Origin of the sequence: Aurantiacibacter flavus (assembly GCF_039710615.1) — a bacterium.
Taxonomy (GTDB): domain Bacteria; phylum Pseudomonadota; class Alphaproteobacteria; order Sphingomonadales; family Sphingomonadaceae; genus Alteraurantiacibacter; species Alteraurantiacibacter flavus.
This window is the reverse complement of record NZ_JBDLBR010000003.1, coordinates 16,169-38,987: the sequence shown is the minus strand read 5'-3', so window position 1 is coordinate 38,987 and position 22,819 is coordinate 16,169. Positions and strand designations below refer to the sequence as shown.

Genomic DNA, 22,819 nt, shown 5'->3' with positions numbered 1-22,819 from the left:
CTTAGCCGAAATTGGCCTCCTGCAAGAGTCCGCGCATCAGCCTTGCGACGATATGTGCCCGGCCTGCGCCCGACTCACGTATTGCGCGCCGTTTCGATGGCGTCGGAAAGGGCATCCATCCCCACCGCACCGTTAAGAACCTGATCGCCGACGATCCAGCTCGGCGTGCCGGAGAAGCCGAGCGACTGGGCAAGGAACAGGTTGTTCTGCAATTGCCCCTCGAATGCGCCGCTATCGATAGCGGTCTGTGCCTTGGCAAGGTCGACGCCGGCCTCGCGCGCGGCGGCGGCGATGTTTTCCTCGCTCGGCCCGTCCTGGCGGAACATGGCATCGTGGAAGGCAGCGAACCTACCCTGCTGCGCGGCGGCGAGCGCCATGCGTGCGGCATTGCCGCTGCCTTCGGACAGGATCGGCAGCTCGCGGATCACCACCTTGAGATCGGGGTTGGCCTCTATCAAAGCCATCACATCGCCCATCGACTGGCGGCAATAGGTGCAGGCATAGTCGCTGAACTCGACCAGCGTAATCTTGCCATCGGGATTGCCCAGCACCGCGCCGGGGAAGGGGGTTTCCAGCTCGTCGCGCAGCGGCTCCACCTTGGCGAGCGTCTCGCGCTGGTTGAGCACCTCGATCGCTTCGGGCAACACCTCAGGGTTGGCGAGCAGATATTCGCGGGTGGGATTGGGGCCAATTCCGGCAAACTGCCAGGCTGCGGCACCGGCAAAGCCGCCGACCAGAGCGATGACAAGGGTGAGTAACCAGCGCATTCGTATGCCCCTAGTTGCGGTCGCGGGCGCGTTCAAGCTGGGCGCGGGCTTGCAGCGCGATGTCCTGCGCGCGCAGCCAGTCGGGGCTGCCGGCGGGCAGGCGCGCCTCGGCGGCCTCGGCACTGCTCAGCGCGAGCTGCGGCTGGCCCGACATGATCTGCTGCTCGGCGCTCGCCAGCCGGGCGCGCGGGATGTCGCCGCGTTTACCGTAAACCACACCCAGTTGATACCAGGCGAAGGGGTTCTCGCGGTCGCGCCCGACTGCCGCGCGCAGCACCTGTTCGGCCTCGTCGAGGTTGGCCGGGTCTTCGGTGGCGACCAGGGCATGGCCCAGCATCCCGGCGATCAGCGGGTTCGAGCCGGACAGCCGGGTAGCTTCGCGCAAGGGCGGCAGCGAATCGTCGACGCGGCCCGATTCGAGCAGGATCTGGCCCTTCAGCTCGAGGAAATAGGGGTTTTCCGGTTCGCTCGCGATCAGCGCGTCGGTTTCTGCCAGAGCCCGATCGACCAGCGCCTGCTTGTGATAGGCATAGGCGCGGGCATAGTGCGCGGGTTCATCGGTGACGTTAACCGGATAGAAGTCGAGCGTGCGCTCAGGCTCTGCAAGGTAGCCGAACAGCTTGGCCTTGGCATTGGCGAATCGCGCTTCGAGCGCGGCCGTCTCCGCTTCGGGCTGCTGCGTGGGCCGGCAAGAGGCTGCGCCGCGCGGGATCACTTCGGTCTGCGGATCGACATCGACCCCCTCGGTAACGACGGTGACGAGATCGGCCGGTGGGCTATCCGAAGGCGTGTCCGATGCAAGCGATTCTTCGAGCCGCTGGATACGGTTGCCCGTCAAAGGGTGCGAGCGGGAAAATTCGGCATCGTCGCCCTGCCGCACATTGTGGCGATATTCGAGGTTCTGCAACTTGCGGAAGAAGGCCACCGCGCCATCGCCGCTGATTCCCGAGCATTTCAGATAGCTCACCATCGCCGCATCGGCGCTGGCCTCCTGCACACGGCTGAAGGCGAGGAACGAGCCCATTGCCGCCTGTTGCCCGGCGGCGAGCACGCCCATCGCCGCTTCTCCGCCACCTGCCGCCGCTGCGGCCGCCGCGAGCAGCGCGGACAGCAGCGTGATCGAAGTGGCCTTCGAGGCGCCTTCTGAAAAGCGGTTGATATGCCCGCCGGTGATATGGCCCAGTTCGTGCGCGAGCACGCCCTGCACTTCGTTGGCGCTGTCGGCGGCGTTGATTAGCCCTGAGTGGATATAGATCCGCTGGCCCCCGGCGACGAAGGCGTTGATCGAGCTGTCGTTCAGCAGGACCACATCGACCTGGCCCGGATTCATCCCTGCCGCTTCGAGCAGCGGATCGAGCATGTCCTGCAGCAGTTCCTCGGTTTCGGCATCACGCAGCACGCTTTGCGCCGCAACCGGCTGCGCCGCCAGCGCCAGCACGGCAAATGCAGCCATCGAACGGGTGATCAGGCGGGCAATGGGGCGGACAAGTTGGCGCATGGCTGGCACAGGCGTAGCGACCCGGCGGCTGAACGCAAACTGAAGCTTTCGCTGAAGGGCCTTCGGTCAGGCCAGCAGACGGCGCGCGGCCTTCTCCACCAAGGCCACATCGTTGGGCACTTCGCCCAGCACGCTTACACTGCCGCCCGCACTGCGACGGACCATCACAAGCGCGAATTCCTCGCCCTCGGAGTCGACGGTATCGAAGGTGCGCGGTTCGATTTCGCGCAGCTTGCGGGCGATGACCTTGCGCGGGGAACTGCGCGGAGCGGGGGCCGACTTGCCCGCTTCCTCGCGGCGCAAGCGCCGCTCCATCGCGACCACGCCCTTGAGGCCGCCCTCGGCCTCGCGCAGGAATGGGGCGAGACTGCCGCGCGGCATGGCGTTGCGCTGGGCATGGGCGAGCACGGCGGCATATTCGGTGAGGCGGGTCTTGTCGTAATCGGCGCCGAACACGAGCTTGACGACGGGTGTCATCGGCGCGCGCTCTTGCATCGTGAGCCCGGCATCGTCGAGCATTTCGGCGAATTCGGCGGGCGCTTGCGCGGCGGCAAGGGCAAAGTCCCATGCGCGGCTCACCGCATCGTAAAGCGCGTTTCGGGTGCGATCCTCGCTATCGCAAGCCTGAGTGGCCTGTTCGCGGGCGCGGGCCAGCCAGTCGGCAAGGCCCATGTCTTCATCCTGCGCCGCTGCATCCTGCGCCGCTGCGCCATGGTCGGCAAAGTCGGGGCCAAAGTCCGGATTGTCATTCAGGGCAGTGCCCGGACCATCAGCCCAGTCGGCCAGTGTCGCTCGCTCGGAGCGCTTGCGCAGGGCAGGCTCGATGGCCTGCTCGATTTCGAGGAGCAGTTCATCGGCAGTCGCCTGATCCGCCAGCTCCTTCCAGTTGATCACGCCGTAGATATGGGTGATCGTTTCGCCGTCCCTGGTGTAGGGGAGCAGGATGCCGCGATAGAGGATCGAACGGCCGCGCTGATTGACGAACTCCGCCTCGAATCCGATCGGCGCCTGATTGGCGATGATCTGCATGTAATGGTCGGTGATCCGGCTCAGCAGCGAGCGGGCCGGAACGTCGGACAAGCGCTGGATTTCCTTGGTACCGACTTCACATTCTTCGGCGAGGTTCGCGCCAAGGAAGGTCACATGCGGATCGTCGCTACCGTCGGTGAAGTCGAGCAGGACGGCGTTGACTCCGAAATCTTCCACACTCGCCGGGTCGAGCCTGGTGATGTGCGGGAGGTGCCCATCGTTGAGCTGGCTGGCCCAGAAATTGTAGGCGCGCACCTGCATGCGGCGCTCGTTGTTGCCGATGGCGGGGGGAGGCGCGTCGTGGGGCTCGTCGAGCAGGTGCTCGTCCGTGCGGTCAAAATATCCCTCGTAGTCGTTGCCCGAACTGCGGAACGTATCCATGCCGATGGCCCTTTGCTTGCTATTGGCAGGGCCCGTTCTGGCGCGACATGGTAAATTTAGCGTGAAGTTGCGCTCAACTAGGTAAACATTTCGATTGTCATGCCGGGCTCCGGCTAGAGCAGGTAACGCATGCGAATGGTCTGGGTGATGGCGGTGGTGCCGATCGGGAAGGCCGCATCTTCGAAAGACGGCGGCCCCATCCGCACCGGCGCATCGCGCGAGAAGCCGAAGCCCTCGCGCGGGATCAGGGTCAGCGCACGATCGGCGCGGCCATTCTCGTTCTCGTCGTGCAGCAGGGCGATGGCATAGGTGCCCGGAACGACCCCGGCGAAATGCAGCACCACATCGTCAGCCGCAGCGGCATTGGCCTTGTAAGAGCCGGCCACGTCGCGGCAGCGCGGGAAGTGACTCTCGTCGCTGGTCATGCAGGCGATAATCCGGCCCTTGGTGTTGCGCAGCCCGGTTACGGTCACGTCCACATTCACGCCGCCCTCAGCCGGAGTGGCGGGCGCCATGGGCAGGGTCGCCAGCGTGAGGGCGATCAGGGCGAGGAGAGGCCTTTGTCGGTTTTGCACAAGCGATCCCAGAAACGAAAGTAGAGGCCGTAATTACAGAGGTAAGCCTCGTGGTGAACGTGATGGTGGCTGGCCGTTATCACCCAGTTGCCTAAGCGCGAATGAACGAGCCAGCGTGGGAACATCTCCCAGCCCATGTGATTGGTGACGCCCATGATCGTCATGATCGCCAGCACCAGCCCTAGCACGCCGATATGGATCGGCACCAGGAAGACCAACGCGGGGATCACCACCGCGCCGGTCAGCGCTTCGATGGGGTGGAAGCTCATCGCGGCCCAGGCGGTGGGCGGGCGGCTGGCATGGTGGACGGAATGGGCGAGGCGAAACCAGCGCGGCACGTGCATCAGCCGGTGCGTCCAGTAGAACCAGGTGTCGTGCGCGAAGAGGTAGATGACCAGCGAGAGCGGCAGATACCACAGCGGATAGGCGCCGATGTCGGTGTAGATGCGGGTCCAGCCGTGCTCCTGCCAGCCCCATGCGACCACCCCTGCGGGAATACCGTAGATCGCAGCCGAGGCGAGCGACCAGCCGATCTCCTTGCGAATCTGCCGCCCGCGCCCGGCATAGTGGCCGGGCCGCACGCGCGCCGTTGCCAGCGCGAAAATCCCGCTGGTGGCGAGATAGCGCAAAGCCACGATCACCGTCATGGCAAGCGCGGACAGGATAATGGCGGTGGTAACGTCGAAGGTCACGCCTGCGCCCTAGCACTCCGCAGCCTCAGGCGACAGATGGCCTGCGCCCTATTCTTCCCACCCGGCGCAGTGCGGATCGATCGCAACCTGCTGCCGACGCAAGGCCGTTCGCGCGAGCCGTTCGACCTCGACCTTGCGCCGTGCGGCGGCGAGCGGATGGCTGGGGGCAGGGCGCACGATTTCGGCATCGTAGCCATCGGCCACGATCACCCCGCACATGTCGGGCCGAAAATCCTCGCCATTGAGGCAGCCGCGATCGAGTTCGGGCGGCAGGCCCCAGTAGAACCGGTCGCAGAAATCGAGATAGTCGGGCCACTTGGCATCGCCCAGCAGGTCTGCCCGTGCGACTTTGACTTCGACAATCACGATCCGCCCCTTGGCATCGAGCCCCATGAGATCGGCCCGGCGCCCGTTGCGCAGCGGCATTTCCGGGAGCACCCAGATCCCGTTGCGCGCAAACAGCCGACCGATCCCGCGACACACTTCGCGCGCACGGGCAGGCGCAACATCGACATCTGTGGCGGGCGGGAGGGCGGAGGGGGAAAGCGATTCGATCATGCGCAAATGCTGGAACGAAATGCGAACATCGTCAAGTGACGATGTGCCCGCAAGCCGTTCAGGCGGCGCGCAAGGGTCCGAAGGTTCCGGCGGCTGGGACCATGGCGAGCAGCGCCGCGCGGGCGGCCGAGAATTCGCTCCACAGCGCCTCGGCTGCGGAGCGGCAGTCGCCGCCGCGGGCGTTAATCGCCATCAGTGCGGCTATGCCCGGTTCCATGATCGCGCTCAGATCTTCAAGTGCGCGTTCCGCGGCTTCGCGGCGCCACAGCTTCGCCTCGCGCAGGAGCATCGGAAAATCCCTGATCTCGCGGCCCGGACGCCCGGTGCTGACACCCGCCAGCATGGCGACGACCTGTCCGGCATCGGTGAGCGCCGCCCAGCGCAGCGCGCAGGTGCTCGATCCGCTGGGATGGCGCCCGGTGACCGGGGCGAGGGCAGGGGTAGGCGAAGCGGCGTTCATCCGACGAGTCTATGCTCGCCTTGGTTGAGAAGCCGTTAGCGATCAAACACGTGCGAATCGGGGTGCTGGCTGTCAGGCCTGCGCAGGCTAATTCGTCCGCGCTTACTCTTCCGGAGGCGGGCCGAATGGATCGTCCTCAAGTTCGTCGAACCCGAGATCGATGTTGGCACCGCCCTCATCGTCGGTCAGCCGGTTGTTTTCCTCGCACACATATTCGCGCATGTCCCAATCGGGCTTGCGCCGGTAAGCCTGCAACTGCACCAACGGCTCTGCCAGCACGCCGGGATCGGTTATGGTGGTCTCGACCATCAGCACGTCGGGCTCGGCCAGCCAGAAGTGTTCGTGGATGCGCATCTTCTGCGAAGGTTCGATCCCGCTCTGGTAGGTCACCAGATGATTGAAGCCGACCGTATCGACCACCAGCACGTCGCCCTCCCAGCGGCCTACCGAGGTGCCGTTGAACAGCGGCTCGGGATCCTCGGGCAGAGCGCGCCCGTCGAGGTAAAGGCGCCGGGCCTGCGAGTAGGTTTCGGTCAGGAGCGTCACCCGGCCTGGTGAGAACAGGAATTCGACCGGATAGGGCTGGCGCATGATATTGGGCATGCCGGGCGGGATGCAGTTCACCTGAAGGTACTGGTCGACCCCCTCGCGCTTCTGCTTCTCGAGGAAGGCATCGTACTTGGCCTGAGCTTCGGGTGTGAGCACAGGGCTCGCCCCCCGCCGCGCGCCTCTCGTGGCGAACAGGTAGGCCCAGTCGGGGCTCCACACGCCGGTGAAGTCGGGCCAGTCGGTTACCGCGGCATAGCCTTCGGCGCGTGCGGGCGTGAAGGTCTCGTCGGGCTGGGCTGCAACTGGTGCTCCGGCCAGCGCCAGCGCAAATCCGGCGACAAGCGTTGTCGCTTTCACCATGGCTATTCTCTCCCCCGAGATGCGATGCCCGTTCAGGCTATCAACTTTGCACACTGAGTGGCGCAACTTTATTGCACAAGTTAAGATAGAGGTTGATTCTGTCAACTCGCTGGTGAAAAATCGCTCGCACGGCACGGGGACGCAAGCTGCCCCGGCGAGGAGAGGCAGCGATGGGCAAGGCAGGGATCACCGGATTGGCGCTGGCGGCAGCGGGCGTGGTGGCGGCACTGAGCGGATCGGGCGCGGCGCACCATTCGACCGCGATGTTCGCCTGGGGCGACGAAGTGCGACTAAACGATATGACGGTGGAGCGCTGGGTGTGGACCAACCCGCACACCTTCATTTACGCGCGCGACGCCGAGGGCAACCGCTGGGCTTTTGAGGGGATGAGCCCCAACCACCTGAGTCGTGAAGGCTGGACCCGGCGCACGCTGGCCCCGGGAGAAAAGGTCTCGCTAACCTACTACCCGCTGCGCGACGGGCGCAATGGCGGCTTTAGCGTGCGGGTGTTCAAGGCTGACGGCAGCGAGATGAAACAGTTGCCCAGTGCGATGTGAGGGCGTGACGTGAGCGCGAACAGTGTGTGGTGACGATTGCGCTTGGCGTTCGCGTGCCGCATTGCTAGGCGCGAGGGCGCTGACCGCAATGCACCCGTAGCTCAGCTGGATAGAGCGCTGCCCTCCGAAGGCTTATGTCCGACGCGAGAGCAGCGATTTTATACCGGATTTGCGCGGGTTTAGGAAGGCTGAAGAAAGGAAGGACGAAAAAACTCACCAAAATCTCACTATGGTCGGACAGCCGAATTTGATCATGGATTGACGTTCTTCGGCGCAAATCTTACGGCTTTTACGCCTTACGCACCCATAGCTCAGCTGGATAGAGCGCTGCCCTCCGAAGGCAGAGGCCAGAGGTTCGAATCCTCTTGGGTGCACCAAAATCTCCAGTAAAATCAGCATCATATGGGCCTTGCAATCTTCCGCTTTGCAAGTTGGTCGTCACCAAAACTCACCAGCTTTGGTGCTTTCACCTCCACAAGCCCTTCGATTTCCGCCAGAAACGATCTGTTCGTTTCTCACCACACGAAATGAGTGTGAGGGGAAAGCCTTCCCCTGACCGGGAGCCCATAGGTCTCCCGCTGCCCCTTCTGCGGGGACACCCCGCAACGCCCCGCTCGGCCCTCCGCGCCGATGGGTAAATCCGCATTCGCGGATTTGTGTCTTTCCGTAAGTGTGGAGATCGGGCCAGGGCATTCGCCGTCCCGATCGCGCGTGTTTGCGGCTCTCCCCGTCGGTGGGGTGGGCGACGCTTCCCTCTAGGCCCGCCGCGCCGGGGCGCAACGCGCTTGCGCGCTTACCTCCTCTATCGTTCCGGCCCTGCGGGTGCGCTCCGGCTCTGCCGGCGGGCCTTCGGTTCGCTCTTTCACCGCCCACCCCATTCCGGGGTGAGTGTGTTGAAGGAGAAGTGTGATGAACGCTGTTACCGAAACCACCGCTGCAGAGCCTGTGTCGGGCGTCGAGATTTTCGTGCCATTGAATAAGCTCAAGAAGTCCCCGCGCAATGCGCGCAAGGTGCCGCATGGGGGAAATGCCATCGAGGCGCTGGCCGCACCCATCGCGCACAAGGGGCTGATCCAGAACCTTGTCGTTGAACCCGAAGTGAAGGAGGACGGAACGCCGACCGGCTTCTATTTCGTCACCGCTGGCGAAGGCCGCAGGCAGGCGATGCTGCTGTGCGCCAAGCGCAGGAAGATGAAGAAGTCCGATCCGGTGCGCTGCTGGCTCGATACCGAGAACGATCCGTCCGAGATCAGTCTGGGCGAGAACGTCACCCGGACGCCTATGCACCCCGCCGACCAGTTCGAGCGGTTCCGCGAGCTTTCCGAAACCAAGGGATGGGGCGCGCAGGAGATCGGCGCACGGTTCGGCGTGTCCGCCCATGTCGTGAAGCAGCGGCTTCGCTTGGGCGCTGTCAGTCCGAAGCTGTTGCAGGTCTATCGTGAGGATGGGCTGACGCTGGACCAGTTGATGGCCTTTGCCATCACCGAGGACCATGAACGGCAGGAGCAGGTGTTCGAAAGCCTGCATCACAACCGCGAGCCGTGGATCATCCGGCGCGATCTGACCGCCGCCAATGTTCCCGGCCATGACCGGCGTGCGATCTTCGTGGGCGAGGCAGCCTATGAGGAAGCGGGCGGCACCATCATTCGCGACCTTTTCGCCGATGAAGCCGGCGGCTATTTCGAGGATGCGGGTTTGCTCGACATGCTTGCCATCGAGAAGCTGCGCGAGGCGGCCGCCGAAGTGCAGGCCGAGTGCTGGAAATGGGCCGAGGCGCATATCGACTATCCCCATGCCCACGGCATGCGACGCTTCTATCCCGAACCCCTTGCCCTGTCCGATGAGGACGAGAAGCGGTTGGAAGCGGCATCGGCCCAGTATGACCAGCTTGTCGAGGGCTACGATTCCTATGACGAAATGCCCGAGGACGTGGCCGCGAAGGTCGAGGCGCTGGACGCGGAGATCGACGCGATTTCCGACAAGCGTCGTGCCTATGATGCCAATGTGATCGCACATGGCGGCGTGTTCGTGGTGCTCAACCATGATGGCACGGTCAGGATCGAGCGCGGTTTCGTTCGCGCAGAAGATGAGGCGCTGGCCGATCCGCAGCCCGAAGGTGAAGTCATTGACCTTGAGATGGTCGGGGATGAGCAGGCCGAAGGTGATGAAGAAGTGCAGGACATCGAGGACGAGGAAGTCGGCAAGCCGATTTCCGATGCCCTGACCCGCGACCTGTCCGCGCACCGGACGCTTGCCCTTCGCGTGGCGCTTTGCGAGCGGCCCGACATGGCTTTGATCGCGCTCACCCACGCGCTGACCTCCCAACTGTTCTACAGCTATGCCGAGACCGGTTGCCTTGAGGTTCGTCCGACCGTGACGCCGCTGGGCAGTCATGCAGACGGGATCGAGGATACGCCGCTGGCAGCCAAGGCAAACGCGGCGCATGAGGCATGGGCCGAACGCATGCCGCGTGATGTGGCGGACCTGTGGCCCTTCATCGTCGCGCTGGACGATGAGGACCGGATGGCGCTGCTGGCGCACTGTGTGTCCTGCACCGTCAATGCGCTGCGTTTGCCGTGGGATTGCAAGCCCCGATCGCTGCAAACCGCCGACAGGCTGGCAAGTGCGCTGACGCTCGACATGGCGAAGGACTGGACGCCCACCGCGGACAGCTATCTTGGACGAGTCACCAAGGCGCATATTCTTGAAGCCGTGAGCGAAGGCGTGTCGGAAGAAGCCGCCCGCCGGATCGCCGACATGAAGAAGCAGGACATGGCGCAGGCCGCCGAGCAGCTTCTCACCGGAACTGGATGGTTGCCTACTCTCCTTAGGACGCCGGAGGCGGAAGCGGCTCAACCATCCGACGCGGAGGCTCTCGAAGCGCCAACCGAGGATGGTGAAGACTTCTACGCCGTTGCCGCCGAATAGCGGCATGAAGCCGGGGCTGCGCGAGCGGTCCCGGTTTTCTTCGTGACTGATGAAATTTTCGGCCGCGCCCGATGGGCGCGGCCCTGTTTCGGGGAAACGGCTCATATTGGGCCGGTTGAAGAATGTCAGTTATTGGGAAGCGAACCCGTAATAGCCCTCGTTCGTAACCCACGTCAGTAGCATCACGAATCGACCAAATTCTGGTGTTTTGACCAGCTAACGCGAACGTCTTCTCCTGATAGAAACTGCCGATGGAACGCTGCGACGCGGACCTGCAGCAAGGCGCCTCTATCTCAGTCATATAAGTTCTACCCCAGATCGTCTGAAAGCAGACATCGGATAAAACAATCCCACGTGGTTGCCATGGTGGACGTACCGCAACTGCGACTTTGCAGCGGCCCGTTCCGACGGCGAGTTGCAGTCAGCTTCACCCTAGAATCGGCGTTCGGACGATTTCCATTATAAGCCTCTGATATGGAGCTTTTTCATGTAATCATCGCTCCGTCCTCGGCCAACTAAATCAGGGAACTCCATCGCTGTCTGCTAGCGCGAATAGAATGCTAAAGCCAAGTCATGCCCTTGCTAGCTTGATCATATAGAATCATCGGTACAGGCCAACTGTTTATCGTCATCGCTCTAAGCCCCGGACTGTCCTGGCCCCGCAGCGTCGAGGTTCCGTAGTGAGCGAAAACGATTGAAACTGATTGCTATTGATGGCGGAGAGCGTTATTGGCGTGAGTTATGACGACTCAGACAAAATCGGCCCCAAGGGCCAGTTCGTTTGCTGTCCCGGTTAGCCGGTGGCGCGAGGAGGAAGCAGCCGGGAAGACCGAGGCGGAGCTGCTGCTCTATCGTTCCAACCTGCTGGGATCGGACCTGACCGTGACAAATTTCGGCGGGGGCAATACCTCGGCCAAGATCTCGGAGAGGGATCCGCTTACAGGCGAGGACGTGGAAGTGCTCTGGGTCAAGGGTTCGGGCGGGGATATCGGGTCAATGGGGCTCGATGGTTTTGCCACCCTCTACGAAGATAAGCTGCTTGCTTTGGAAGGTCACTATTCCGGGGAGCAGGACGACGACAAGATGGTCGGCTTTCTTCCCCACTGCACGTTCAACCTCAATGGTCGTGCAGCTTCGATCGACACTCCTTTGCATTCGCTTTTGCCGCACAAGCATATCGACCACGTTCACCCTGATGCGATAATCGCTCTCGCGGCGAGTTCCGAAGGTGAGGCGGTCACGCGGGAATTGTGGGGTGACACGATCGGATGGCTACCCTGGAAGCGGCCCGGCTTTACGCTTGGCGTGTGGATACGCGATTTCGCCAAAGCGAACCCACAGGCGCGCGGCGCCATGTTGGCCGGTCACGGCATCATCTGCTGGGCCGACACTGCTCAGGAGTGCTACGAGCAGACAATCCAGCTTATTGCCGAAGCTGCCGAATATCTGAACAAGAGCTCGGCGCAGGGTGAAGCATTTGGCGGACAGCGGGTCTCTCCTGCCGACGATCGGGCTGCCATCGCAGCCGACCTCATGCCAAGGCTGCGTGGCCTGATGGATGGCGAGCGGCGCAAGATTGGTCATTTTTCGGATGACGATGCGACTCTCGAATTTGTCGGCTCCGTCGATTTCGAGCGGCTGGCTGCACTGGGCACATCCTGCCCCGATCACTTCCTGCGAACCAAGATTGCGCCGTTGACGCTTGATCCCTCGCGTGTGTCCGACGATGACTATCTTTCAGGGCGCCTGAGCGATTATCGCGAGATGTACGCAGCCTATTATGAACGATGCAAGCGACCTAATTCGCCGGCCATGCGCGATGCGAACCCGGTGGTCGTGCTTGTTCCGGGCGTAGGCCGTTTCACCTTCGCTAAAGACAAGGCGACTGCACGGATCGCCGGTGAATTTTATCTCAATGCCATCAATGTTATGCGCGGCGCCGAAGCGATCGGCCAATACGTCGCGCTTGATGAGCAGGAAGCATTCGACATCGAATACTGGCTGCTTGAGGAAGCCAAGCTTCAGCGCATGCCGGCGCCGCGTGAAATGGTCGGCAAGATCGCGCTCGTGACGGGCGGCGCCGGGGGTATCGGCTCTGCCTCGGCAAGGCGCCTTCTCCAAGAAGGCGCGTGTGTGATGCTTGCGGATCTGGATGGCGATTCGGTGCAATCCATGGAGCGCGAACTTGCTGCAAAGTTCGGCAAGGACGTCGTCAGTTCGGTAACGTGCAATGTGACCGATGAAGCGCAGGTTGCCGAAGCCATCGGCGCCTGCGCGCGCCAGTTCGGCGGGATCGATCTGCTGGTTGCAAACGCTGGTATAGCATCATCCGCTCCGATCGAGGAAACCAGTATCGATCTGTGGAACCGCAATTACGAGGTGCTTGCGAAGGGCTACTTCCTGACTGTTCGGGCGGCCTGGCCTCTTTTGTGCCGCATGGCGGCGCAAGGCGGGGCGAGCATCGTCTTTGTCGGCTCGAAGAATGCAGTCGCCGCAGCGAAGAATGCGAGCGCTTACGCAAGCGCGAAGGCTGCTGCCAACCACCTCGCGCGATGCCTTGCGTTGGAAGGGGCCGGGCACGGGGTCCGAGTGAACATCGTCAATCCCGATGCGGTGATTAAGGGCAGCCGCATCTGGGACGGTGACTGGCGGCGCGAGCGCGCCGGCGCTCACGGGATCGATTCCGGCCAACAGTTGGAAGATCACTATCGCAAGCGATCCATGCTCGGCCGTGACGTGTTGCCCGAGGATGTCGCCGAGGCCGTTTTCTTTTTCGCCAGCGAAGCCTCGGCCAAGTCGACAGGTAACATGCTCAATGTGGATGCCGGGAACGCCCAGGCATTCCCGCGCTGACAAGAACTCTTGGGAGAGAGAACATGACAAATCTGCCAATCTCGAGCGACCTTGTTGCAGAGCATAATACCGCGCGCGAGGAGGCCCTGCGGGACGACTACGACAGTCTGGGCCGCAGGCTCGAACGTTCGGGGATCGCGATCGATGCGATCAAGGACCGTGTGAAGCAATGGTCGGTCGCCGTTCCCAGTTGGGGGACGGGTCGCGGCGGGACACGCTTCGCCAAGTTCGCTATGGCAGGCGAGCCTACCAATATTCACGAAAAACTGGAGGATTGCTCTGTTATTCAACAGCTTGGCCGTTCCACTCCGCGGGTGAGCCCGCACTTTCCGTGGGACAAGGTCGACGATTATGCGGGGCTGGCCGAAGAGGCTTTTGGCCTTGGCCTGAGCTTCGACGCGGTCAATTCCAACACGTTCCAGAATCAGCCCGGCCAAGCCCACAGCTACGAGACCGGATCCCTGTCCAGCACCTCGCAGGCTACCCGCCAGCAAGCGATCGAGCACAACGTCGAATGTATCGAGATCGGCCGTAAGCTTGGCTCGCGCGCGCTGACTGTCTGGGTCGGGGACGGCACCAATTTTCCGGGCCAGCAGGACTTTGGCCGAAGCCTCGACCGCTATCTGGAAGCCGCGGCACAGGTCTATCGTGCATTGCCGGACGATTGGACGATGCTGCTGGAACATAAAATGTTCGAGCCTGCGTTCTATTCCAGCGTCATTTCCGACTGGGGCAGCTCGCTGATCGCCGCGCAAGAACTCGGCGAGCGGTGCCGCTGCCTGATCGATCTGGGGCATCATGCGCCCAATGTGAACATCGAACAGATCGTGGCTCGCCTCCATCATGCCGGCAAGCTGGGTGGCTTCCACTTCAATGACAGCAAGTACGGCGACGACGATCTCGATAGCGGCAGCATCGATCCGCACCAGCTCTTCCTCGTCTTCAATGAGCTGGTAGAGGCTGAACGCAATCCGCGCTCTGGCTTCGATCCGGCCTATATGATCGACCAGTCGCACAATGTGACCGACCCGATCGAGTCCATGCTCTCCTCCGCCGAGGCGATTGCCGGATGCTATGCACGCGCCAGTTTGGTCGACCGTGCGGCCTTGCAAGAGGCGCAGGAATGCAACGATGTCATGCTCGCCTTCCGGACCCTGCGAAGCGCCTACGAGATCGATGTCGGCCCGATCCTGGCCAAGGCGCGGCAGGAACAGGGCGGCGCGATCGACTGGCTGGGCGCCTACCGCGAGAGCCAATATCGCGACCGCAAGGCGCAAGAGCGCAAGCCGGTCGGACTCGGGGCGGGCATCGTCTAGGGCGAAAAAGCCTGCCAATAGTGCGGGCGCGGAGAGGAAAACTCGCGATGAGACCAACTCTGGCACTGATCGGCGTTGCCTTGGCGCCGCTGCTGGCTGCGTGTTCGAGCATGAGTCCGGAAGATGGCTCTGCCGTACCCACGACGCGGGTTGCGCCTGGCGATCCGCTGATGGCCGGTTTCCGCGATCCACCGCAGCGCGCCCGGCCCCGGACCTGGTGGCACTGGATGAACGGCAACGTGACGACCGAGGGCATTGCGGCTGACCTCGCATGGATGGCGGAAATTGGCTTGGGCGGCGTTCAGGTCTTCGATGCCAACCTGCAGACCCCGCAAATTGTGGACGAGCGGCTCGTTTATATGACGCCGCAATGGCGGGATGCTTTTCGGTTCGCGGCGAAAGAGGCGGATAGGCACGATCTGGAGATGGCCATCGCATCATCCCCCGGATGGAGTGCGACGGGCGGGCCTTGGGTGGCGCCCAAGGACGGCATGAAAAAGCTTGTCTGGTCCACGACGCGCCTCGCTGGCGGTGTTGCTTATTCCGACGCGCTGACGCCGCCACCGTCCGTAACCGGCCCCTATCTTGACGCTCCTCTTCAGGACGACATGGCGGCACTTTCGTCAGACGCAGGCGACCAAGTGCCCCAGGCAAGCGGATCGATTGCCACGATAGCGGTCCCCGCTCCGCCGGCGATCGAGGGTTTGCCTCGGCTCAAGGATGATGCCGGGCAGCCCGTAGATGGGGCCGTACTGACCGATGGAAACTTCGCCACCGCAGCGACAATCCCGCTTGAGGATGACCGGTCGGCCGCGATCACGCTCGAATACTCACAGCCGGTGACGGTTCGCTCGATCGAGCTTTTCGTGCCGGGCCTTGCGCGCCCATTTCGCGCTTTTCCCCTTGAAGGCACCCTCGATGCCTTCATCGATGGAGAGTGGCACGAGCAAACCCCGCTACCCCTTTCAGGCACTCCTACAGTGATGGGGTTTGACGCCGTTACCGCGCAGCGCTTTCGCATCAGGTTCGCTGCAAACAGCGATGTGCCAGATGCTGGCGGCAGCGGTGGTGCGCCGGGCACGCGTGGCGGGGATGTGTTTGCGCTCGGCGATCTTCAGTCCATTCCTCTGGCCGAAATCTCCCTTTCCTCGGCCTTGCGCCTCGACCATGCCCGCGAAAAGGCAGGGTTTGGGACGGTGCCTGATTTCCTTTCCGTAATGTCCGGCGACGAGCAACCGCTGGGTGCCGCTCCCACGCAGGTCATCGATCTCACGGATCGTGTTGGCGAGGACGGCCGCCTAGACTGGACGCCACCTGCCGGGACGGACTGGACGGTCTATCGGTTCGGTTGGTCTTTGACTGGCAAGACCAATCACCCGGCTACCCCGGAAGCGACGGGTCTTGAAGTCGACAAGCACGATGCCGAGGCGGTTCGGCGCTATCTCCAAACCTATCTCGACATGTATCGCAGGGCGGTGGGCAATGACCTGCTCGGTCGAGCCGGTATCGAGGCATTGCTGACCGATTCCATCGAAGTGGGATCGACCAACTGGACGCCGGCGATGGAGGAAGAGTTCGCTCGCCGGCGCGGCTACTCGCTGCGGCCATGGCTGCCAGCGCTGGCGGGTGTGATCATTGGCTCCCCTGCAAGGACCGAGCGCTTCCTTTACGACTTTCGCATGACGATGGCCGAAATGCTGGCCGAAAATCACTACGGCACGATCGCCGAGGTTGCGCATGAGAACGGGCTCATCGTGTATGGCGAGGCCCTGGAACTCGGTCGGCCAATGATCGGCGATGACCTCGATATGCGCCGCTTTGCAGATATTCCCATGGCCGCCCTGTGGACCTGGTGGCGCGGTGATAATCCGCGCTGGTCTTCGCTCGGGGACATGAAGGGGGCAGCATCGCTCGCACATGTCTATGGCAAGCCGCGCGTTGCCGCCGAGAGCATGACCTCAGCCGCAGCATTGTGGGACTTTGCTCCGCGTGACCTGAAGCGGATTATTGATCTGGAGTTCGCTTATGGCGTGAACTTGCCGGTGATACACACCTCGGTTCACGTGCCGGTGGAGGATCACAAGCCTGGTCTTTCGCTTCTCAGCTTCGGGCAGACCTTCAACCGGAATGAGACATGGGCCGACATGGCCGGCCCCTGGATCGATTATATCGCGCGCAGTGCGTACATGTTACAGCAGGGGCGGGATGTGGCCGACATCGCCGTGCTCACGGGTGACGATGCCCCGCTGTCAGGGCGGTTCTATGAAGGCCCTCCGCCGGGCCTGCCCACGCGTTTCGCATACGATTTCGTCAATCCGCGCATGCTGGCAGAAGCGATCTCGGCGCAAGACGGCAAACTTGTCTCGGAAGGCGGGGCATCATGGCAGGCGCTCTGGCTTGGCCGTGGCCAGCGCGCATTGACGATCCAGACCCTCGAACGATTGCGGGGTCTCGCAGAAGCGGGCGTGACCATCATCGGTGAGCGTCCCCAATCCTCACCGTCACTGGCAGACAACGAGCAGGCGTTCGCCCGGGTTGCGGATGACCTGTGGAGCTTCCCCAATGTCGTCGAGAAGCTGGACGCCGAGCGCTTTCTCGAGAGCGATCGCGGTCTCACGGCCGATTTCGAGATTCTGGAGGGGCGCGCCGATCACAAGATTCTCTACGTCCATCGGCGCAGCGAAGATGCCGACATCTATTACGTCAACAATCGCCTGAATCGGGCCGAACCGGTGATGGTGGCCTTCCGCATTTCTGGCAAGGTTCCTGAGTTATGGGATGCGGTTACAGGCAGAGCGCGCGCGCTCTCCTACCGGATCGAGGGTGGCAGGACCATTGTGCCGCTGGTTCTCGATCCGGAAGACGCGAAGTTTGTGGTGTTCCGCGAGGATGCGGAGCAGGTCCAAGTAGAAGTTCCTCGCCATGACCTTGTGGAGATTGGACGGGTGGACGGACCCTGGACGGTTCGGTTCGAGAATGGACGTGGTGCTCCCGCTCGGATTGAACTTGACCGGCTCGCGCCGTTGAACGAGCATGAGCGTGACGATGTCAAATACTTCTCCGGTATCGCGACGTACAATACGCAGTTCAGCCTTTCATCTGACCGGCTGGCCGGCCCGCTCTGGATAGACCTCGGCAGGCTTGGGGAGATTGCTGAGGTTTACGTAAACGGTGTGAAGGCCGGGACGAGCTGGCTGGCGCCGGACCAGCTAGAGATCGGCAATTTGGTACGACCCGGAAGCAATGAGCTCGAAGTAAGAGTCGCCAATCTTTGGGTGAATCGCCTTGTTGGAGATCAGCAACCCGGGACGGAGCCCATCACCTTTGCCGCAACTCCGATTTACACCGCAGATGCGCCGTTGCGAGCGTCGGGTCTCATCGGTCCGGTGCGTTTGCTTCGATAAGGCCGCTGTTCTGCCAATCGGCCAAACCATGCGGCGAAGCTATGTTGATGAAGCCTTCCAGTAGCGCTTCAGACAGCGAACCCAAAATTTTCATCTCCAATCAAATTTTGGCATTTGAATAATCATAACAAATCAATTACAATCATTGCCATTCAGTACGAGGATGATTCCATCGGTTCGGCAAGCAAGAAGTTGCTGCCAGCGAGGAGCACACAGGGAGAGTATGAATGAGTTCAGGTCAGCACAGCCGCAATCTATTCGCAGGTGTCGCGCTAGCGGCGCTGCTCCTTCCGGCGACCGCCGCGACCGCACAGTCGTCTGACGCAACCGGGGAAAACAATGACGTCATCGTCGTTACCGGCGTTCTTACGCCGCAGTCGCCGGACTCCGTCGCCGTAACGTCTATCGACGACTCGGTTATCGAGGCAGCGGTGCCGATGAGTGCGGCCGATATCCTCAAGAATGTGCCTGGCGTTTATGTGAACTCGTCGCTTGGCGAGGTCCGAAACGTCGTATATTCGCGCGGGATCTCCGCCAATTCCACCGACGCGGCGGCAGGGTACTATTATGTCTCCCTGCAAGAGGACGGGATGCCCGTCTCGAATGTCACCTTCAACAATTTCGGCCCTGATTTCTTCTATCGCTCCGACATCAGCTTGGCCTCGGTGGAAGCGCTGCGTGGCGGAACTGCCGTGGTCACAGGTCCGAACGCCCCGGGCGGGATTTTTAACTACATCTCCAAGAACGGCGAGACGCACCCCGGCGTCGAAGTGCGCGCACGGGTCGGTCTCGAAGGAGACGGGCGCAACCCCTATTACCGCGCTGACGCCTATGTCGGCGGACAGATTGGTGACAGCGACCTGTTCTATTCGCTTTCCGGCTTCTACCGGCAGAACAGAGGTAGGGCAGATCCGGGTTATCCCGCCAATCGCGGCGGGCAGATCAAGGGTAATCTCGTCTGGGATTACGGTAGCGGTTCGCTCAAGGCGACGGCCAAGTACCTTGATGACCACAATACGTGGAACGAGTTTCTTCCTGCCCGCAATTTCGACGACCCCCAGCTTATCGAGGGTTTCGACAGGTATGATTCCTTCCTCGTTCCCGCAGCGCCTCACGAATTCGTGACCAACCTTGGAGCGCCGGTGCAGGAGTGGAACGGTCGTCAGGCTGCTCACTCGAAGTCGCTCGCGCTCAACCTGGATTGGGAGCAGCGGTTCGGTGACGGCTGGACAATCCGCAACAATGCGCGGTTTGCGAATAACACATCGGATTGGAACAGCTCCGCGCTGGTCTTCCCGGTCCAGCTGACCGACTTCCTGACCAACATCTTTATCAACGCTGGCCTCGATGGGACCTACTCTTACCGCGATCCCCGCACGGGCAATTTGCTTGCCGAGATGGTCAAGAGCGGCGCTACACGCACCGTAACTGCCAACAACCTGCCCAATCAGCAGGGGCTCGAAAATCGTGTGCTGACCCAAGTGGCATTTAACTTCCACCCGGAAACCACCGAAATTATGGATCAGCTGACTGTCAGCAAGGAGTTCGACCGAGGAAGCCTGACAGTGGGTGGCTACTTCGCGCATGCCGATGTGGAGCAGTATGGCGGCGGAGCTGGGATCGGGCTCGCGACGCTCGAGGATCAGCCGCAGATGCTCGATATCACTCTTGAGACTCCGGGCGGCGATATCAAGCAGGTGACCAGCCCGGCCGGATTCACCGGCATTGGGCAGCGCATCGCCGGCACACCATTCCGCGGCGAGCAGACACAGTTTTCGCTGTTCGGTGGCGCCAGCTACGAGCTGACGCCGGAACTGATACTCGAAGGAGCGGTTCGTTATGAACGGATTGCCTATTCGGGTTCGAACGATGTTCAGGTAGCCAACCCGCAGTCCAGTGATCCCCAGTATGGTGGCCTTGATGGCGATCCCGATACCTTGTTCGACAACTTCGCCGTTACCTACAACACACCTTTCAACTATGATTTCGATCTCGACTATGTCTCCTTCTCTGGGGCTGTGACTTACGAAGTGTCTCCGGATGCCTCGGTTTATGTTCGCTATTCACAGGGCAAGAAGGCGCCAGATTTCGGTTTCTTCACGACTTACGACACGCTCGATGAACTGAACAATCTGGTTCCGATGCCGCAGAAGATCCAACAGCTGGAAGCGGGCCTGCGCCTCAATCTGGCTGACCTGCGTCTCTCTGCCATTCCCTTCTTCAGCAAGCTGAGCAATGTCGGCACGCAGCAAATCGGAACGCGGGCAGACGGCTCGACCTATGTGCCTCCTGTCTTATTCTCAACCACGGAAACGGTGGGTATCGAATTGGAGGCGGACTGGGATATCACCCGGGATTTGAACCTGTATTCCGCAATTACTCTGCAGGATGCCCAATCCAAGGGCTTCGCGGTCTATGTGTTCAACGCGCCTGGCGAGAGCGACGACACGATCACGACCGTCCCCGATGGCGATGCGGACAACACGCCCCGTATCATGACGTCCAGCACGCTTCGCTACTCTCCGGGAGAGCGCTTCACCGCCTTCGCTACCTGGCGGTACCTCGGGGAGCGCGCTGCCAACCGGTACAATGCGTTCTATTTCCCCGGTTATCATACGGTCGATATTGGTACGAACTTCAATGTATCCGAGAACTTCACGCTCGGTGCGAACATCAACAACCTGTTCAACTCGGCAGGTGTTTCCAGCTTCGCTCCCGCGGGAACGCTGCTCGGCGCGCTCGATCGCCAGAACCTGACGCCTGAAGCTGTCGCAGCCGATCCGGATCAGCCGTTCAACGTGATCCTGAGCGAACCGCGTGCGTTCTTCCTGACCGCGAGCTTCAAGATGTAGGCGAAGCGCGGCAAGCGTTTTCGAATACCCGAACCGGTCGGAAGCATGGACATTACCCCGCCATGCTTCCGATCGGTTTTCTATGCAGGGTTTGTTCAGACGATCTGGAGGTCGACCCCGGCAGCGCGCACGGCTGCTGCCATGTCGTCATCGATCCCGCTATCGGTGAGGATCACATCGACATTGTCGAGGCCGCACACGATCGTTCCTGAGGATTTGACGAACTTGCTGCTGTCGGCAAGCACTATCACTTCTTCGGCTCTTTCGAGAAAACGACGTTGTGAGGCAACGTGAATGGCGTCGGCCTGCATGATTCCATGCAGCCCGATCGCGCCGGCCCCCATGAACAGACGTGGTGCATGGAAACGCGGCATGCTCTCTTCCCCGGCGGGAGCCAGAATGATGTTCTGCTCGCGAAAGACCGTACCGGAAGGCACCAGGACGCGTGTACCGTCCTGCTTCAGCAATGCTTCCACAATAGGCAGGGAGTTCGTCAGGACCTGCAGCTGCAAGCCGTCCAGAAACGGGCACATCTGAAACGTGGTGGTGCCGCCGTCGATCATGAGGCCATCTCTAGGCCGGCATAGCTTAGCGGCAGCCTCCCCGATCGTCGCCTTCGCCGAAGTGTTGAGCGTGAGGGCATCGGCGAAGGGAGTGCCAGTGAGATGCGATGGTTCTCCCATGTGTTCGTCTTCGGGTATTTTTGCGCCGCCGCGCACGCGAACAATCTCGCCGCGCGCATCAAGCCTCGCGAGATCCCGTCTGATCGTCGCGGGAGAAGCCTCTATGCGGGCTTCCAGATCGCGATAGCTGACAAACCCTGTGCCTTGGAGAGCAGCGATGATCAGCTTTTCACGTTCGGCGACATGCATCGTGGAGGAGGCCTCATTGTGTTTATGGCCCCATCTAGCCGATCAGGCGTTTGAAAATCCATGCCTCAATGCGAGGCGAGGCTACCGTCAAGCATATTGCCCAGCCCGATGACAACGGTCGATCCGACAAGCAATGCGATACCGAGCCAAACGGTCGCGCGGGTTTTGCCGCTTGCCTGTTTCCACTCCTTGAGCGCAAATCCCCACAGCGTCGAGAACAGGATGATGCTGGCCATGTGCAGCGTCCACGAGGAAAAGCCATACTTGCCCATCTGACTTTCGCCCATCGTGTAGAAGAAGAACTGAAAGTACCAGATCGCGCCGCCTGTGCATGCCAGCAAGTAGTTCAGGGCAATTGGCATTCGGTCTGTCTCCGGTGCATCGATACCGGGAGCGAGCGGTGCCGCATTGCGCCCGATGAGCTGTCCGAACGACCGGTTCTTGCGGATCAGAACGGCGCACCAGATCGCATTTGTGGTGAATCCACCCATCAGCACCACACATAACACTGGCAGGCCTTGCGTGAGCTCGTCGGTGCCGGCCGCGAGAGTGAGCTCGCGAATAGGCTCGCCCGCATTCAGCCCCCAGGCCATGCAACCTGACATCACGCCCGAAAAGACCGCGATCAGGAGGCCCCGTTTGAGATTGAATTCCTCCACGCCGATCTGCTGCGCGCTGCCCACATCGCGTTCCTTCGCCGATCCTGCCCTTGCCACTACGGCTATGCCCAGCAGGGTCATGACGATGCCCGCCAAAGTGAGCTGCCCACTCGTCGTCGAGGCGGTCTCACCCAGCGTCCCCTCGTATATTGGAGGGCCAAGCGTGCCGATTACAGTGGTGAGGCCAAGCGCAACCGCCATTCCCAGAGAAATGCCGAGATATCGCAGAGTGAGCCCGAACGTCAGGCCTCCGAAGCCCCACATCGCGCCCCAGAAATAGCACCAGAATAGAGTGTCACCCGGCGTTGCGGCAAGCACACCGAACAGGTCTTCCGTGTTGAGCGCAGCAAACAGCCATGGCGCGATCAGCCAGGACATGACGCCGCCGACGAGCCAGAAGATCTCCCACGACCACATGCGTATGCGTTTGTAGGGGACGTAGAAGCTTGCTGCCGCAAGGCCGCCGATCCAGTGGAAAAATACGCCCAGCAGCGGGTTCGCGCCCATGA

The 22,819-nt window shown here is 61.7% G+C and carries 16 protein-coding genes and 1 tRNA gene; 7 read left to right on the top strand and 10 right to left on the bottom strand.

Annotation, left to right across the window (positions count from 1 at the left end; translation table 11 throughout):
* Positions 1–74: 74 nt before the first annotated feature.
* The 8 genes from ABDJ38_RS09140 to ABDJ38_RS09105 all read right to left on the bottom strand — a co-directional run bounded on the left by ABDJ38_RS09140 (position 75) and on the right by ABDJ38_RS09105 (position 6,869).
* On the bottom strand, positions 75–767 hold the full coding sequence (locus tag ABDJ38_RS09140; protein ID WP_346784798.1) for a DsbA family protein: 693 nt from the start codon (positions 765–767) through the stop codon (positions 75–77).
* Positions 768–777: 10 nt separating this feature from the next.
* Positions 778–2,265: a M48 family metalloprotease gene (locus tag ABDJ38_RS09135; protein ID WP_346784797.1), complete on the bottom strand. Its 1,488-nt coding sequence runs from the start codon at positions 2,263–2,265 to the stop codon at positions 778–780.
* 66 nt (positions 2,266–2,331) lie between these two features.
* Positions 2,332–3,675 carry a PAS domain-containing protein gene (locus ABDJ38_RS09130; RefSeq protein WP_346784796.1) on the bottom strand — a complete coding sequence of 448 codons (1,344 nt, stop codon included), beginning with the start codon at positions 3,673–3,675 and terminating at the stop codon, positions 2,332–2,334.
* A 113-nt stretch (positions 3,676–3,788) separates the two neighbouring features.
* A complete protein-coding gene (locus ABDJ38_RS09125) occupies positions 3,789–4,190 on the bottom strand; it encodes a DUF2141 domain-containing protein (RefSeq protein ID WP_346784795.1) in 402 nt (133 codons plus the stop codon).
* Positions 4,191–4,216: 26 nt separating this feature from the next.
* Positions 4,217–4,897, bottom strand: coding sequence for a sterol desaturase family protein (locus ABDJ38_RS09120; RefSeq protein ID WP_346785316.1), 681 nt, complete (start codon positions 4,895–4,897; stop codon positions 4,217–4,219).
* 93 nt (positions 4,898–4,990) lie between these two features.
* Positions 4,991–5,500, bottom strand: a complete 510-nt coding sequence (locus ABDJ38_RS09115) for an MmcB family DNA repair protein (RefSeq protein WP_346784794.1) — start codon at positions 5,498–5,500, stop codon at positions 4,991–4,993.
* 58 nt (positions 5,501–5,558) lie between these two features.
* The gene (locus ABDJ38_RS09110) at positions 5,559–5,960 is read right to left on the bottom strand and encodes a hypothetical protein (RefSeq protein WP_346784793.1); all 402 of its coding nucleotides are present in this window, start codon (positions 5,958–5,960) and stop codon (positions 5,559–5,561) included.
* A gap of 102 nt (positions 5,961–6,062) precedes the next feature.
* A complete protein-coding gene (locus tag ABDJ38_RS09105; RefSeq protein WP_346784792.1) occupies positions 6,063–6,869 on the bottom strand; it encodes a hypothetical protein in 807 nt (268 codons plus the stop codon).
* Positions 6,870–7,039: 170 nt separating this feature from the next.
* Between ABDJ38_RS09105 and ABDJ38_RS09100 the strand changes: the two genes are divergently transcribed.
* The 7 genes from ABDJ38_RS09100 (at position 7,040) to ABDJ38_RS09070 (ending at position 20,779) form a co-directional block, all read left to right on the top strand.
* Positions 7,040–7,426 carry a DUF6152 family protein gene (locus tag ABDJ38_RS09100; protein ID WP_346784791.1) on the top strand — a complete coding sequence of 129 codons (387 nt, stop codon included), beginning with the start codon at positions 7,040–7,042 and terminating at the stop codon, positions 7,424–7,426.
* A 300-nt stretch (positions 7,427–7,726) separates the two neighbouring features.
* Positions 7,727–7,803, top strand: a tRNA-Arg gene (locus ABDJ38_RS09095).
* 532 nt (positions 7,804–8,335) lie between these two features.
* Positions 8,336–10,354, top strand: coding sequence for a ParB/RepB/Spo0J family partition protein (locus ABDJ38_RS09090; RefSeq protein ID WP_346784790.1), 2,019 nt, complete (start codon positions 8,336–8,338; stop codon positions 10,352–10,354).
* 741 nt (positions 10,355–11,095) lie between these two features.
* On the top strand, positions 11,096–13,207 hold the full coding sequence (locus tag ABDJ38_RS09085; protein ID WP_346784789.1) for a bifunctional rhamnulose-1-phosphate aldolase/short-chain dehydrogenase: 2,112 nt from the start codon (positions 11,096–11,098) through the stop codon (positions 13,205–13,207).
* A 23-nt stretch (positions 13,208–13,230) separates the two neighbouring features.
* Positions 13,231–14,523: a sugar isomerase gene (locus ABDJ38_RS09080; protein WP_346784788.1), complete on the top strand. Its 1,293-nt coding sequence runs from the start codon at positions 13,231–13,233 to the stop codon at positions 14,521–14,523.
* A 47-nt stretch (positions 14,524–14,570) separates the two neighbouring features.
* A complete protein-coding gene (locus ABDJ38_RS09075; protein WP_346784787.1) occupies positions 14,571–17,927 on the top strand; it encodes a glycosyl hydrolase in 3,357 nt (1,118 codons plus the stop codon).
* A 227-nt stretch (positions 17,928–18,154) separates the two neighbouring features.
* Positions 18,155–20,779, top strand: a complete 2,625-nt coding sequence (locus tag ABDJ38_RS09070; RefSeq protein WP_346784786.1) for a TonB-dependent receptor — start codon at positions 18,155–18,157, stop codon at positions 20,777–20,779.
* Between the two features lie 95 nt (positions 20,780–20,874).
* Here the strand turns inward: ABDJ38_RS09070 and ABDJ38_RS09065 are convergent, their stop codons facing one another.
* Positions 20,875–21,651, bottom strand: a complete 777-nt coding sequence (locus ABDJ38_RS09065) for a DeoR/GlpR family DNA-binding transcription regulator (RefSeq protein ID WP_346784785.1) — start codon at positions 21,649–21,651, stop codon at positions 20,875–20,877.
* 65 nt (positions 21,652–21,716) lie between these two features.
* Entirely contained in the window at positions 21,717–22,817 is a 1,101-nt protein-coding gene (rhaT, locus tag ABDJ38_RS09060) for an L-rhamnose/proton symporter RhaT (RefSeq protein ID WP_346784784.1), read from the bottom strand.
* Positions 22,818–22,819 lie beyond the last annotated feature (2 nt).